Origin of the sequence: Pseudotamlana haliotis, assembly GCF_008806375.1 — a bacterium.
GTDB classification, from domain to species: Bacteria; Bacteroidota; Bacteroidia; order Flavobacteriales; family Flavobacteriaceae; genus Pseudotamlana; species Pseudotamlana haliotis.
Genome location: NZ_WAAT01000022.1, coordinates 78,497 through 92,428, shown reverse-complemented (window position 1 = coordinate 92,428; position 13,932 = coordinate 78,497). Strand labels below are relative to the sequence as shown.

At 34.0% G+C, this 13,932-nt stretch carries 15 protein-coding genes and 2 pseudogenes; 10 read left to right on the top strand and 7 right to left on the bottom strand.

Features of this window, described 5'->3' with window-relative positions; genetic code table 11:
- Nucleotides 1-27: 27 nt before the first annotated feature.
- Complete coding sequence (locus F6U93_RS02605; protein ID WP_150936540.1) at nucleotides 28-1,038, bottom strand: PorP/SprF family type IX secretion system membrane protein; 1,011 nt, start codon at nucleotides 1,036-1,038, stop codon at nucleotides 28-30.
- A 555-nt stretch (nucleotides 1,039-1,593) separates the two neighbouring features.
- On the opposite strand from F6U93_RS02605, the gene F6U93_RS14575 reads away from it, so the two are divergent.
- From F6U93_RS14575 to F6U93_RS02560, 10 genes and pseudogenes are all read left to right on the top strand, one after another.
- Nucleotides 1,594-1,770 (top strand): hypothetical protein, encoded by a 177-nt coding sequence (locus tag F6U93_RS14575; protein WP_191963442.1) that lies wholly within the window; start codon nucleotides 1,594-1,596, stop codon nucleotides 1,768-1,770.
- Between the two features lie 278 nt (nucleotides 1,771-2,048).
- Nucleotides 2,049-2,144: pseudogene (locus tag F6U93_RS14775) on the top strand (single-stranded DNA-binding protein); the annotation flags it as partial.
- A 33-nt stretch (nucleotides 2,145-2,177) separates the two neighbouring features.
- Nucleotides 2,178-2,483: a hypothetical protein gene (locus F6U93_RS02595; protein ID WP_150936538.1), complete on the top strand. Its 306-nt coding sequence runs from the start codon at nucleotides 2,178-2,180 to the stop codon at nucleotides 2,481-2,483.
- 24 nt (nucleotides 2,484-2,507) lie between these two features.
- A complete protein-coding gene (locus tag F6U93_RS02590; protein WP_150936536.1) occupies nucleotides 2,508-2,813 on the top strand; it encodes a hypothetical protein in 306 nt (101 codons plus the stop codon).
- 14 nt (nucleotides 2,814-2,827) lie between these two features.
- Nucleotides 2,828-3,856 carry a hypothetical protein gene (locus F6U93_RS02585; RefSeq protein ID WP_150936534.1) on the top strand — a complete coding sequence of 343 codons (1,029 nt, stop codon included), beginning with the start codon at nucleotides 2,828-2,830 and terminating at the stop codon, nucleotides 3,854-3,856.
- A 17-nt stretch (nucleotides 3,857-3,873) separates the two neighbouring features.
- The gene (locus F6U93_RS02580; RefSeq protein ID WP_150936533.1) at nucleotides 3,874-4,440 is read left to right on the top strand and encodes a hypothetical protein; all 567 of its coding nucleotides are present in this window, start codon (nucleotides 3,874-3,876) and stop codon (nucleotides 4,438-4,440) included.
- Between the two features lie 611 nt (nucleotides 4,441-5,051).
- Entirely contained in the window at nucleotides 5,052-5,957 is a 906-nt protein-coding gene (locus F6U93_RS02575) for a NifU family protein (protein ID WP_150936531.1), read from the top strand.
- Between the two features lie 44 nt (nucleotides 5,958-6,001).
- Nucleotides 6,002-6,202, top strand: a pseudogene (locus tag F6U93_RS02570) (dodecin family protein).
- A 75-nt stretch (nucleotides 6,203-6,277) separates the two neighbouring features.
- Entirely contained in the window at nucleotides 6,278-6,634 is a 357-nt protein-coding gene (locus tag F6U93_RS02565; protein WP_150936529.1) for a DUF1304 domain-containing protein, read from the top strand.
- Between the two features lie 88 nt (nucleotides 6,635-6,722).
- On the top strand, nucleotides 6,723-7,538 hold the full coding sequence (locus tag F6U93_RS02560; protein ID WP_150936527.1) for a mechanosensitive ion channel family protein: 816 nt from the start codon (nucleotides 6,723-6,725) through the stop codon (nucleotides 7,536-7,538).
- Here the strand turns inward: F6U93_RS02560 and tsaB are convergent.
- The 6 genes from tsaB to F6U93_RS02530 are packed head-to-tail and all read right to left on the bottom strand — an operon-like array spanning nucleotide 7,535 to nucleotide 13,867.
- Complete coding sequence (gene tsaB, locus F6U93_RS02555; protein WP_225312513.1) at nucleotides 7,535-8,215, bottom strand: tRNA (adenosine(37)-N6)-threonylcarbamoyltransferase complex dimerization subunit type 1 TsaB; 681 nt, start codon at nucleotides 8,213-8,215, stop codon at nucleotides 7,535-7,537. The genes F6U93_RS02560 and tsaB overlap by 4 nt on opposite strands.
- Nucleotide 8,216: 1 nt before the next feature.
- Nucleotides 8,217-9,545, bottom strand: a complete 1,329-nt coding sequence (locus F6U93_RS02550) for a TolC family protein (protein ID WP_150936525.1) — start codon at nucleotides 9,543-9,545, stop codon at nucleotides 8,217-8,219.
- A 2-nt stretch (nucleotides 9,546-9,547) separates the two neighbouring features.
- Nucleotides 9,548-10,684 (bottom strand): efflux RND transporter periplasmic adaptor subunit, encoded by a 1,137-nt coding sequence (locus F6U93_RS02545; protein WP_150936523.1) that lies wholly within the window; start codon nucleotides 10,682-10,684, stop codon nucleotides 9,548-9,550.
- Between the two features lie 12 nt (nucleotides 10,685-10,696).
- Nucleotides 10,697-11,941 carry an ABC transporter permease gene (locus F6U93_RS02540; RefSeq protein ID WP_150936522.1) on the bottom strand — a complete coding sequence of 415 codons (1,245 nt, stop codon included), beginning with the start codon at nucleotides 11,939-11,941 and terminating at the stop codon, nucleotides 10,697-10,699.
- Nucleotides 11,942-11,943: 2 nt separating this feature from the next.
- Nucleotides 11,944-13,173: an ABC transporter permease gene (locus F6U93_RS02535; RefSeq protein WP_150936520.1), complete on the bottom strand. Its 1,230-nt coding sequence runs from the start codon at nucleotides 13,171-13,173 to the stop codon at nucleotides 11,944-11,946.
- A complete protein-coding gene (locus F6U93_RS02530; protein WP_150936518.1) occupies nucleotides 13,166-13,867 on the bottom strand; it encodes an ABC transporter ATP-binding protein in 702 nt (233 codons plus the stop codon). Before F6U93_RS02530 ends, F6U93_RS02535 begins: the two co-directional genes overlap by 8 nt.
- Nucleotides 13,868-13,932: the final 65 nt, after the last annotated feature.

Here is a 13,932-nt window from a genome sequence, read left to right as displayed (position 1 = left end):
GGATTTTTTAAGCCTTAAAGTTAACCATTAATTTACAGCGGGACAAAGACATTGGTAACGTTTAGGCGCACAATTAAAATTATACCCTAAAGATAATTGATGAAAACCACCATTAGTAAACACCACATCATTAGTTTGGTAGGTATAAGTATAAGCAAACATAAACTTATTGTAGTTAACACCAACTATAGGTGTAATTTGATTGAGTTTCTGACTTCTGATAGATCCTGAATCTGTAAGGTATTCAGCACCATCTAAGCTTTGTCTATAAGATAACCCAGCCCATAATTGTCCGAATTCCATAGTTTTATAGGCCTTAGCATTTAAATCAATAATACTTTCTTTAGTTCCAGATTTATATTGGTATAACACAGAAGGTTCAAAAGCCCAGGAGCTCCCCATTTTGTTATAAACATATCCTGTAGAAAATAAGAAACGTCTTAAGTTACTTGTAATTTGAAGATCGTTATTAACCCCAGAATTATTAAGTAAGTTTTTAACCGTAGCATGGGCATAAAAATCTAAATAATGATATGAAAAACCAAAATCTAGATTAAAATTAGTCTCACTTTGTACAACACCATCAATTATTGGATCACGAACAGGTACATCATTTAAAAAATCTCTTTCATCCAATTGATACTGTAAAAACCCAGCACTTAAACCAAAAGATAGCATGTTTAAATCTGTAGTACTTCGGGAAAACATAAGATGATGTGCGTAGGTGGCATAGGCGCCTTTTTGAGAATGATAGCCATTGTTATCGGCATATACAATACCTCCAATAGCAGAATTGCTTTCTCCAATTTTACTATTCACACTCATAGTTAACAATTTTGGAGCATCTTCTTGCCCAAACCATTGCTGTCTAGCAGTAACCCTTATTTTAGCACAATTGGCTGCTCCAGCCATAGAAGGATGTATGAGATAGTAGTTATCACTCAAATAATCTGCATAAATAGGCATGCCTTCCTGTGAATAAAAGACCTGACAATTTATTACCACAAAGAGGGTAATCATAAAGGTTTTAAATTTCATAGTAAAAAGGTAGGTTGTTAGTTATCACAATTTCCAAATATAAGCATTTGAGTAATATAGGTTTAGTTCGGTTAGTAATTTAACAACTTTTGTATACATCAAGCCTACCTCCAATCACCCGTATCGGAATAATAACAAGCAATTTAAAAATATTAGCATTTAGAAAAAAAACTTGTACTAAGCAATTTCATGAAATTTGAAACCTTGATTTAATATTCATAGCTAGGAAAACAATAGAACATGCATATGCCACACAAATAATATTAAACCAACCAAAATGCGATACCTGTTTGTAAATCAGTAGTGTCCGATAAAAGATTTTAAAAGCGGATTTCCAAGATAGGAATTCCCGCTTATTTTATATCTTAAAGTTACCACAGATTCGAGATATGAATAAAAGTAAAAACTTTAGCGGACACCCTATAATAAAACAGGTGGCAGATCGAGACGATGTTCAAGCTGATTAAACAGAACTTTCCCTTAAAGTATTTTCTAGGCGACAATCAAAATGCCATCAAAATACAAGTCTAGGTCAGTTTGATAGTCCAGCTCATTATGCTTGTGATTCAAAGAAAAGCCCAAAGAAATTGGACGTATTCCAATATGATGTCCGTTATCCGATATCATTTAATGACCTATATAGACCTTTTCAAAATCCTGAAAAACCCAGAAGCTAAATGGGAAGAAATCACAACTAAAAATACTGGACAATTAAGCCTTTTTGATCCATAGTGAGATTCTATTTTCAAAAAGCATGGCAATATCAATAAAATAAAGCAGAACAAAGCGATTTCAGCTAATTCCGATTTTTATCGGACAACAATGGAAAATAATAAAAAGAAAGTATTATATCATAGATAATTTAAAACTGCAACCATACTTTTTAGAAAAACCCTCAAACAATTTTATGTTTTTTACGCTGCATGTTTAACGTAAAAATCTTATCTTTACGTAAGAATTCACCTATCAATTATTGCGTTACGAATTCATTAAAAAACAAAGTGTAGTTAATCGGAAACCTTGGAAATACACCTGAAATAGTGGCGTTAGATTCAGGTAAAAAACTAGCTAAATTCTCATTAGCTGTTAATGAGAATTTTAATAATTAATATAAATAAAAGCGTAAAAAGAATAATCATATGAAAATTTTCAAATATCAAATTTTAGTAATTTTAGTAATTATCTTAGCATCTTGTCAAAAGGAAGATGTGGATTTATATGACTATAAAAACAGTAATTCATCTTCATCAAAAATTGATGCAAATGTTAAAAATGGGAGGTTTGTTTTCTCGTCTAGAGAAGATTTTGAATCTACTATGGAACAATTAAAACAGGAAAATGTTGAAGTAATTGGAAACAATTTAGAGGGTTATTACGAAAAAGGGTTTCGTTCTCATAAACCTATTGTTAGTCCTAAAAATGAATTATTGAAAGAACAACTTTGAAAGGAGATTATTCAAAAGGTTGAAATGGGAGAAACTACATCATTGTACAAGAAAGGTAAAGGAAAAAACAATGGTATAGTAGAAGAAGAAGATTTTATATCAGACCCTTTAGTGGGGGCTTTTTTAAATCAAAAAGATGAAATTATAGTAAATGACACGCTTTATAAGTTTTCGAAAAGAAAAGGAATATTTTTTTCTCATGTAAAGGATTCTGCTTCATTATTTCAAGCCTATGATAAAATAATGAAAAAGGATAATAAAATTCTTCCCTTTCAAAAGCAGCTCCAGTTACATTGGAATATCAAGGGTATTGCGATGAAAGAACTATAAATAGTGGTACTAGAATGATTGCAGATGATGCATTTTTATATGTTGCCCCTGCTCAACTTAATGCATGTCAGTTAAGTAACAGTTTTTCGCCAATTATCCCAACATCAACTCCTACAACACAAATTTCTGAAGATGAGAAACTTTATAATTTAATTAATAATTTGACTGCGTGTAAACATTATCAGCCTTGGACACAAAACATCTTAGGAACAACATACGTATGTGTAGATTATTTTGATAGTAGACGTAGAATTAAAACGGAATTTTGGAGTCAAGATTATTTCTTTTATGAGTCTGTTGGTGTACAAGCTAAAACTCAAACAAAAACATTAGGTATATGGTGGGCTTCTGAATCAGATGAATTAGTGTTAGGCATCAATCGAATTTTATTGCGATATAATATGCCTCAACCTGAAATAACTTCTTATTCTCACCCACAATTGTTCCCTCCTAATTCATATCAAAGCCCTATTTATATGTGGGATGGTAGTTTTAAAATAAAAAATAGTATTAATGGGTCTCATTATGTTGATGCACAATTAAATTATAAAGATGTGGGGTTGCCGTTTATTAAATTCGAACAAAAGGAAATTTTAAATATTTATATTCCTCGATTGAATAATATAGATGGTTTAAAAAATGGAATTTCGGTAACTACAGGTGATATTGTTAATAATAGTACTATAAAGTCTTTGTATAAAATGGGAATAGATTTTTTAGAATCCTCAAGTGTTACAAATAGTGGGGCGCAGGAAAAGGAATTTTCTGTAATCTATCAACATGACTATAATCGAATAGAGGTTGTTTATTTCGGTAAAATTAGCCGTAAGAGGAACTCTAATTACATTAAAAATACACTTTACAATAGTGGTCCGAATTTTGAGATAGGTTTTGTGTGGGGCGATAAAAGCGGATGGAAATTCAACTATGCAGGTCCAGTAAGTCAACATTTTAGGGAATATACTTATTTTGATTTAGATTTTTACGCTCTTGCTAGACGAGGAAGTACTTGGAGAGGAAGCAGGGTAATTGCAAAAGATTAATAAATAAATTCATCATTATGAAAAAGCTAATTTTAATTACAATAGTTTCCTTGCTTTATATAAATAGTTATTCGCAGGAAAAATGGTTTTCAAGTGCTTCGGTTGACTTTACTGTACCAAATAACATAGACTATCTTTATCGATTTGAGGGTTTAAGTACCACTATTTCTTTAGACTCTAAACCATCTATAGGTGGACAATATTCTATAAACTACTTAGTCTTTAAAAAATTAAGTGTGGGGGCTTTAGCAGGAATACAAAACCAATTTGGTGGAGGGTTCGTTATTTTTCGTGTTGGGGGTAATTTGAAATATTATTTTGTAGATGATGATAATGTTTTTGCTTATGTCCGTTATGCTGGAAACTTATCTTTTAATAAGGATAAGTTTAAAAATGGCGATAATGCAAGACTTGGGATAGGTTTTCCAGTTTTGAAAACAGACAAATTTAATTTAAATCTTAATGTTTATGGAGATATAAATTCTTTAAACCTTGAAGATGCAGAGCCTTTAATCTTTGGGAATGAAACGCCTGTTAGTGTTTTGTTTAAAGGATTTGGAATAAGTCTAGGTATAAAGTTTTAGAATACATTAAGTAGTGTCCGATAAAAGATTTTAAAAGCGGATTTCCAAGATAGGAATTCCCGCTTATTTTATATCTTAAAGTTACCACAGATTCGAGATATGAATAAAAGTAAAACTTTAGCGGACACCCTATAATAAAACAGGTGGCAGATCGAGACGATGTTCAAGCGGATTAAACAGAACTTTCCCTTAAAGTATTTTCTAGGCGACAATCAAAATGCTATCGAAATACAAATCTAAGTCAGTTTGATAGTCCATCTCATTATGCTTGTGATTCAAAGAAAAGCCCGAAGAAATTGGGCCTGTTCCAATATGATGTCCGTTATCCGATATCATTTAATGACCTATATAGACCTTTTAAAAAACCTGAAAAACCCAGAAGCTAAATGGGAAGAAATCACAACTAAAAATACTGGACAATTAAGCCTTTTTGATCCATAGTGAGATTCTATTTTCAAAAAGCAGGGCAATATCAATAAAATAAAGCAGCAATAAAGCGATTTCAGCTAATTCCGATTTTTATCGGACAACAATGTTTGTAAATCTTGAAACACATCAATTATATAAAGGTTCCAAATTTAGATTTAGTATTTTTGCAGAAAACAAACAAAATGAACACTTTCAAGGTTTCCGTGCAAGAAACAACAAATAATGCCATTGTAAAATTTGAAGTTAATCACTTTATTACACAGCATCAAAGTTTTGAATTTAATAATATCGATGAAGCTAAAGCCTCATCACCACTAGCACAGCAATTATTTTACTTGCCTTTTGTAAAGAAGGTCTATATTTCTGGGAATTTTATTGCTGTTGAACGTTATAATATTGTAGAATGGCATGACGTACAGGATGAAGTTGCTCAACAAATAGAAGCCTACCTTAATGACGGCGGTATTGTTGTTGAAGACACTGCAGCTCCAAAAAAGGTACCGGTTACTGTTTACGCTGAAAGCACACCAAATCCTTCGGTGATGAAGTTTGTGGCTAACAAAAAATTAGTTAATGCTCTTTTTGAATTCACCTCTATTGACGAAGCAAAATTATCACCTTTAGCCACCGAATTATTTCATTTTCCGTTTGTGAAAAGTGTATTTTTAGATGAAAATTATGTGTCGATAACAAAATACGACATGGCCGAATGGCAAGACATCACTATAGAAGTTCGTGAGTTTATTAAAAACTACATTGAAAACGGAAAGGAAATCGTTACGGCAAATGCCGCTGAAAGCTTAGAGAAATCTACTAAGCAATTAGATAGTCACTTTGATAAATTAGATGACACTTCAAAAGAGATTATAAATATACTTGAAGAATATGTAAAACCAGCCGTAGCTAGCGATGGTGGAAACATTCAATTTATTTCTTATGATGCCGATACAAAAAATGTTAGCGTATTACTTCAAGGGGCTTGTAGTGGTTGTCCATCGTCAACCTATACCTTAAAAAGCGGAATTGAAAACATGTTAAAAGAAATGCTTCCAGGAAAAGTAGCTATGGTTGAAGCAATTAACGGATAAACCAATTATTTTGTTTAACTTTAAGATTAAAATTAAACAAAATCATGGCAGTATTAAAAGTAATTGAAGTCTTAGCTAATTCTGACAAGAGTTAGGAAGATGCAACAAAACAAGCAGTAAAACACGCCTCTAAAACGGTGAAAAACATTCGTTCAGTCTATGTTCAAGATCATAGTGCTAACGTAAAAGATGGTGAAATTTCAGATTTTAGAGTAAATGTGAAAATCACGTTTGAAGTGAGTTAATGCTTTAAACTATAAAAAAAAGCGTTCCTTTACGGGAGCGCTTTTTTTATACACTTTTTTTAAATCAAACACAACATGCCAATCACAACCGCCATTCCAATCGCTTTAATTGCCTTACTGCATTTTTATTTTCTAATACTAGAAATGTTCTTTTGGACAAAACCAAAGGGCATTAAAGCTTTTAAGCTAGAATCAGTAGACTTTGCGGAAAAAACTAAGGTTTTGGCTGCTAACCAAGGCTTATACAATGGCTTCTTAGGAGCAGGCTTATTATTTTCCATTTATGAAGCCAATCTAAGACTCGCGTCATTTTTTCTTTTATGTGTATTAATAGCTGGGCTCTACGGGTTTTATTCAACGAAAAATAAGGTCATACTTTTTGTACAAGCTGTACCGGCTATACTTGTTTTTGTGTTTTTTATCCTTTTTTGATGAAACTTAACTATTTTTTCAACCTTTAATAGATGAATTCTACATAATTGTTAATATTTTTGAAGGAAACTTAATCAAAAACAACAATATGGATTTCGAAAACATTGACATTGAAAAATGGCTTGATCTATCACTAGAATACGGCCTTAAACTTCTTGGTGCTATAGCAATATGGGTTATAGGTTCTTGGGTGATTTCAAAATTATTAAAAGGTATTAAAACCGTAATGTCTAAAGGCAATTACGAAGAAAGTCTTCAAGGCTTTTTATCTAACTTAGCTGGTTGGGCACTTAAAATCATATTAATTATTGTTGTGCTTGGCACACTAGGTGTAGAAACCACTTCTTTTGCGGCAATTCTAGCAGCAGCCGGTTTAGCTATTGGTATGGCTTTACAGGGGTCTTTATCAAATTTTGCTGGGGGTGTTTTAATTATGATTTTTAAGCCTTTTAAGGTTGGTGATTTAATTGAAGCTCAAGGTGAAATTGGTGGTGTAAAAGAAATTGCAATTTTCACAACTAAGCTTACAGGTTTATCTAATAAGGAAATTATCATTCCTAATGGATCACTATCTAACGGAAATATTATTAACTATACCGTAGCTGGAACACGACGTGTGGATTTAGTTTTTGGTGTAGATTATGGCGCAGACATCAAACAAACTAAAGAGGTTTTAACCAAGATATTAACCGATCATCCTTTAATCTTAAAAGACCCTGAACCAACGGTAAGAGTTTTAGAATTAGCCGATAGCTCGATTAATTTTGCAGTAAGACCATGGTGTAATTCTGCTGATTACTGGACCGTATATTTTGACATTATGGAAAATGCAAAAGAAGCCCTTGATGCGGCTGGAATTGAAATTCCTTACCCACACCAAGTTGAAATACATAAAGAAGCTTAAGACTTTGGTTTTGGCTTTAGAGCCACAAAATCTTTTAAGTAATAAGGTTCAAAATAAGCGACATCTTCGGTGTCGCTTTTTTTGTACTTGTTCTTTGCGATAACCCCCATCTCTTTAGCTGAAGGCAACTTTTCATCAATAAACCTCGCATTAGGATGGCTAATAAGCGTTTTAGTCTTTGCTACGCCATTACCCACAAAATAAACCAGGCCTTCTTCCAAATAATTTGCAAAAGATGATTCGTCTAAAATTTCCGCTTGGGTTTCACGTATTTCATTATAATCGATATCATAAATAGCTGAATATACTTCCATACGCCTAGCGTCTAACATAGCCACAATCACACCTGATTCTGCGGTAACTTGATGCGCTAAACTTTCTAAGGTAGGCACAGCAATTAATGGCTTATTTAAGGCAAAACACAAGCCTTTGGCGGCCGAAACACCAATTCGCAAGCCTGTATATGAACCAGGACCTTTGCTCACTGCGACTGCCGATAAATCACTAGAAGTAATTTGGCCTTCCTTTAAAACGGCATCAATATAAAGGTGTAAGCGCTCGGCATGCGAGTAATTTTTATCATTATCCTCTTTTAAAACAATGGTTTCTCCATTTTTTGAAAGCGACACCGAACAGTTTGTTGTTGCGGTTTCTATGTTAAGTATATAAGTGCTCAAATTAATCTGTTATTGGTTTTCCCATGTAAAAGTCTAAAACTTTTGTCTTAAAAACAAAATCATACTTGGCATTTATTAAAGACGACTGCGCATTTACGTATCGAACACGTACTTGCTCTAAGTCAAAAGAGGTGACGATACCCGCATTAAAACGCTCTTTAGCATTCTCAAGAGCAATTTCTTGAGCTTCTGAAGCCTTTTGTGAAGCGAGGTAAGACTTAAAAGCACCTTGAGCATCGGTAAAGGCACGTTGTATATTGGATTCTAAATCTAATTTGGCCTGATCTAAAGTTAACAAACTGTTTTCTTCAGCTATTTTAGACTTAGCTAGATTGGTTTTGTTTTCAAATCTAGAAAATATTGGAATGTTCACACTCACTCTAAATCCGTTTGATTTTTGAGTATCTAACTGATCGAAAAAAGGATCTTCCGTATCGGTTAAATTAGAAAAGAAGGCGCTAGAACTAAAGTTATAACCTCCAGTTACACTTGGATAATAACCACTTTTAGAGATCTCTGAATTCAATTGTGCAATTTCAATATTTTTTTCAGCTACTCTTATTTCATTTCTGTTTTCTAAGGCATAATCTAAAACCGGCTGCACATCATTATAAAGCAAGGCACTTGATGGCATATTTACATTCATGACAGCGACTTCAAAACCATTATACGACACCTGTAGGAGCTGTGACAAACTTAATAAGGCTAAGTTATAATTATTCTCGGCTACAGTTACTTCTTGCTCATCTGAGCTCAAAGTTGCTTGAGCATCATAAATATTGGCTCTAGGTTGCACACCGGCATCTACCAAATCTTTTACTTGCGCGACTTGCTTAGCACTAAAACTTTGCTGTGCTTTGGCGATTTCTAAGCGTTCCTTATTAAAAAGTACATTTAAATAGGCGTTAACCACATTTAATGAAATATCATCCTTAATACGATCTAACTCCAATTGATTACTTTCTAAATTCAACTTAGATTGTCTGTACAAATTGGTTAATCTAAACCCGTTAAAAATGGTTTGACTTAAACCAACCCCAACATTGGTACTGTTTGACGTTCGATTCACAAATTCTCCAGAGAAAATTTCTTCATTACCAAAGGTTGTACTATGTCCCAAGCTTCCGCTTAAGCTTGGTAGAAACTGGCCCTTAGCTGCAATGACATCTTGCTCGTTTTGCAATAAGCTATTTTCGCCTTGTCTTACCGTGATATTGTGTTCAAGAGCATAATCAACACATTCCTCTAGGGTCCACAGTTTTTCTTGGGCGAAAGTCACAGAAGTCGCCAAAAGAAAACCAAGTATTAATTTATTTTTAAGTGTTTTCATAATTAGTGTCTTCCTCCTTTCTTACCTTTGGCTTCGTCTTCATTGTCTTCTGAAGCCTTATTCCAAACTTTAATTTGATCGTCTTCTTTTAAGCCTTTTTTGATTTCAACGTTGATACCGTCTGATAAGCCCAATTCTACATCTACTTTTTTATAGTTATTATCACCATCCAAAACTTCAACAAATGGCTCTTCAGTAATCCTATTATACTGCAATAGAGCTTCACGAATGGCTAGCACTTCATCTTTATTTTCTAAATCAATTTCAGCATTTGCACTATAACCCGCACGAATATTTGCATTCAAATCAATTTCCACATCGGCCTTAATAGTAAACTGTACGGCTCCATTTTCTTCAATTCCCTTAGGCGCAACAAAGGTTAAAACTGCTGGATATTCCTTCCCTTGAATGGCACCTAACACAACGTTAATCTTTTTACCCTCCTGTATTTTTCCAACTTCAGCTTCATCAACTTTGCCTTCAAAAATCATTTTACTCATATCGGCAATGGTCGCAATAGTGGTTCCGTCATTAAAATTATTACTTTCAATAACTTGGTTCCCCTCACGTACTGGAATTTCTAAAATAGTCCCCGCGATTTGAGCAACAATACTGGTATTTGCCGAATTTCCACCAGAAACAGATCCTTCCTTTATGATCTGGTAATCATTTTGTGCTTGATGGTAAGTTTCTTTTGCTTGCATGAAAGACAACTCACTATTTTCAAAATCTTGTGTTGAAATCACACCTTTATCAAATAAGCTTTTATTTCGGTCATAAAGAATTTTTGAATTTTCGTAAGATAGTTTTGCCGTAGTAATTCTACTTTTTGCACTCACCAAGTTTTGCTCATTAGGCACTACGCGAATGGTAGCTATTAAATCGCCTTTCTTCACCTTATCACCTTCTTCCACCATAATTTCATCAACAATTCCAGAAATTTGAGGTTTTAATTCAATTTCTTCTTCAGGATTTAACTTTCCTGTAGCCACTGCTTTGGTGTTTATAGAAGTATAAAATGGTGTTTCCACCTTGTACTCTGAAATATCTTTTGAGTTGGCATCTTTAAAATACTTTAATACAAAAGCTAACAGTACAATGACTACTATCGCTAAAATAATTTTTACAGTTTTATTCATGGTGTTACTTATTTATTCTTCTCTTAATGCTTCTATGGGTTTTATGCTTGTGGCCTTAGTTGCTGGAATAAGGCCTATTAATGTTCCTAAAATAACGAGGATTAGCAGTGCTGCAAAAACAACGGCTATAGATACTGAAGCATTAACGATTGCAGCATCTTCGCCCTGACCAACAAAATGATCTAAGGCAATTAATATCCACCCCCCAGAAATGATTCCGAATAATCCGGCTACTAAAGTGATAAAAACAGCCTCTACGACTATTTGTCTTTTTATTTCAAAAGGCGTGGCACCTAAGGCACGTCTTAGTCCGATTTCTTTAGTACGTTCTTTTACAGTAATCAAAAGAATGTTTCCGATGGCGAAAACACCCGCTATTAGGGTTGCGATACCTACGAACCAGGTTAAAAACTGCATACCTGTTAAAAAGCCTGTCAACTTTGAAAATTCTTTCCCTAGATTAAAACTCCCAAAGGCTCTGGTATCGTCTGGATGAATGTGATTTAGATTTTTCAATAGGAGTTTAGAATCTTCTTCTATTTGTTTAATGTTATATTCGGGTTTTCCGGTAATCATCATCCAACCTATTTCATCACCACGATTGTATATTTGCTGAAAGGTCGTGAAAGGAATATGTACATCGGTAGAAGGCCCCATATTCACATTACCAACTTCAAACATACCTACCACCTTAAAAACAATACCATTAACATCAATATATTTTCCAATAGGATCTTCATCGATTTCAAAGAGTTGTTTATAGGCTTCTTCTGAAATGACTGCAATTTTCTTTCTGTCTTTAATATCATTTTGGTTAATAAAGCGCCCGTGAATGAGGTTTTTCTTCTGTAAATTATCCAATAACGGATAATCACCTGCCATTTGAAAACTACCTGATAAAAAGTTTCTTGTGATTACGGTAGACTGCTGACTTCTAGGCAATACAAACTCAATACCATCAACATTTTCTTCAATTTTTTTGGCATCGCTAAGTGATAATTTCACACGTCGGCCCTCTTGAAAGCCCTTAAAAGGTATTCCTGTACTTTGGCCCCAAACAAAAACACTATTGGTGGCAAAACTTCCGAATAATCGATTAAAAGAATTTTCTAAACCTCTAGCTGAGCCCAGTAATCCTATAAGCAACAAAATACCCCACCAAACACCAACCATAGTCAGGATAGACCTAAGTTTATTTTTACTTAAGCTATCAAACACTTCTTGCCAGGTATCTTGATCAAATAAAAATCTAAGCATAATTAATCGTTTCGTAAGGCTACAATGGGTTTAATCTCTGAGGCTTTTTTTGCTGGCACATAACCCGCAATACCACCGGCTATTATTAAAGTTAAGGTTGCTCCAAAAACCAAGCTATTACTAACGCCGGGATTTTTGATAAAATACACCTCTAGACTCGGACCGATAAGTTCTAATACCCCCACACCAATTAAAAGGCCTATGTAGCCAGATATGGTGGTGATAATAATAGATTCAATTAAAATAATGGATATAATAGAACGTGGCGTAGCTCCTAAAGCTTTTCGTATACCTATTTCTTTAGTACGTTCCTTTACTACAAAAATCATGATGTTACTAATACCAACAACACCCGCTATTAGCGTTCCAAAACCAATAACCAAAATAATCACGGTCAAACTGGTCGTCATTAAATCTACTTTTTTAGCACCTTCGGCCATATTAAAAATTCTGATAGCGCGTTGGTCATTACGTGCCACATCAAACTTTTCTTTTAAACTTCTAGTGATGGCATTTCCAAAAGTAAGAGCTTGATCGGCATTTAACTCTGGATCGTAGGTTAAATGCATCATATCAACAAAATCGTTATTTCCATATATGAATTGGGTGGTACTAATTGGCATATAAATAACACTCTCTTCACTATCGCCTTCATCATCGGTAAAAACACCAACTATTTTATATGGTATTCCTCCAAGGTTAATGTATTTACCTATTGGATTTACTTTATAAAACAACTCTTCTTCTACCACACGGCCAATAACCACTACTTTTGTGCGGTTTTCAATATCTAATTGATTGATATAACGCCCGTCTTTTATTTCGTTATTTTCAATAAATTGATATTCGGGATAAACCCCAACCACGCTATAACTATTTTTCTCCCCTCTAAAGGAAGCGTTGACATTCTTATTTACTTTAGAAGTAAAATACTGTACCTTATCACCGTACTTGTCTAAAATAAAATCGCGGTCTTCATTTTTAAACTGAATTCTTTTTCCAACCTGGTTTCCTTTATAGGCCTTAGTGGTTTTTCCAGAACGAATTACAATAGAGTTATTAGCATCGGTACCAAAGGCTTCTTTAAAGGTGTTTTTTAGGCCATTGGCAATACCAAAAAGAATGGCAAAAAGCAATATTGCAAAGGCTACCGTAAAACCAGACATTAAACTTCGTGTTCGGTTTTTATTGATACTTTGAAAAATTTCGCGCCAAAGATCGATATCAAACATACTGCTCGGCTCTTACTTGATTAACTTTAGCATCTTCTATAATCACACCATCACGAAGGCGTACGATACGCTTACACATATTTGCAATATCTTCTTCATGGGTAACCATTAAAATGGTTTTACCTTCATCATTTAAATGCTGAATAAAAGCCATAATTTCATGGGAAGTTTTAGTGTCTAACGCCCCGGTAGGCTCATCGGCTAAAAGTAATTTCGGGTTTGCTGCTAAAGCTCTAGCTATGGCTACACGTTGTTTTTGTCCGCCAGAAAGCTCTTTAGGTAAATGATGCCCCCAAGCGGAAAGCCCCACTTTCTCTAGATGAAAGGACGCCTTTTCTAAACGCTCCTTACGCTTTAAACCTTGATAATATAAAGGTAGTGCTACATTTTCAAGGGCGTTTTTATAATTTATCAAGTTGAAGGATTGAAAAATAAAGCCAAGAAACTTATTTCTATAAACGGCAGCTTTTTTTTCGGTGAGATCTTTAATAGCTAGGCCGTCTAAGATATACTCGCCTTCATCAGCCTCATCGAGCATACCAATTATATTAAGCAATGTTGATTTTCCAGACCCAGAAGACCCCATAATAGCGACCATTTCACCTTCTTCAACAGAAAGATCAATACCCTTTAGAACATGCAAACTGGAATCTCCTATTTTATAGGATTTGTGAATTTGATTGATTTTCAACATTTCTTAGTTGGTTTTTTAGCTAAAGCCTTTATCATAAGACTTAAAACGCAAAGAAATGTTACAAT

Coding starts and splice junctions, on each gene's coding strand:
- F6U93_RS02605 (WP_150936540.1), bottom strand. CDS start 1,038: ATGAAATTTAAAACCTTTATGATTACCCTCTTTGTGGTAATAAATTGT.
- F6U93_RS14575 (WP_191963442.1), top strand. CDS start 1,594: ATGCTTGTGATTCAAAGAAAAGCCCAAAGAAATTGGACGTATTCCAAT.
- F6U93_RS02595 (WP_150936538.1), top strand. CDS start 2,178: ATGAAAATTTTCAAATATCAAATTTTAGTAATTTTAGTAATTATCTTA.
- F6U93_RS02590 (WP_150936536.1), top strand. CDS start 2,508: ATGGGAGAAACTACATCATTGTACAAGAAAGGTAAAGGAAAAAACAAT.
- F6U93_RS02585 (WP_150936534.1), top strand. CDS start 2,828: ATGATTGCAGATGATGCATTTTTATATGTTGCCCCTGCTCAACTTAAT.
- F6U93_RS02580 (WP_150936533.1), top strand. CDS start 3,874: ATGAAAAAGCTAATTTTAATTACAATAGTTTCCTTGCTTTATATAAAT.
- F6U93_RS02575 (WP_150936531.1), top strand. CDS start 5,052: ATGAACACTTTCAAGGTTTCCGTGCAAGAAACAACAAATAATGCCATT.
- F6U93_RS02565 (WP_150936529.1), top strand. CDS start 6,278: ATGCCAATCACAACCGCCATTCCAATCGCTTTAATTGCCTTACTGCAT.
- F6U93_RS02560 (WP_150936527.1), top strand. CDS start 6,723: ATGGATTTCGAAAACATTGACATTGAAAAATGGCTTGATCTATCACTA.
- F6U93_RS02550 (WP_150936525.1), bottom strand. CDS start 9,545: ATGAAAACACTTAAAAATAAATTAATACTTGGTTTTCTTTTGGCGACT.
- F6U93_RS02545 (WP_150936523.1), bottom strand. CDS start 10,684: ATGAATAAAACTGTAAAAATTATTTTAGCGATAGTAGTCATTGTACTG.
- F6U93_RS02540 (WP_150936522.1), bottom strand. CDS start 11,941: ATGCTTAGATTTTTATTTGATCAAGATACCTGGCAAGAAGTGTTTGAT.
- F6U93_RS02535 (WP_150936520.1), bottom strand. CDS start 13,173: ATGTTTGATATCGATCTTTGGCGCGAAATTTTTCAAAGTATCAATAAA.
- F6U93_RS02530 (WP_150936518.1), bottom strand. CDS start 13,867: ATGTTGAAAATCAATCAAATTCACAAATCCTATAAAATAGGAGATTCC.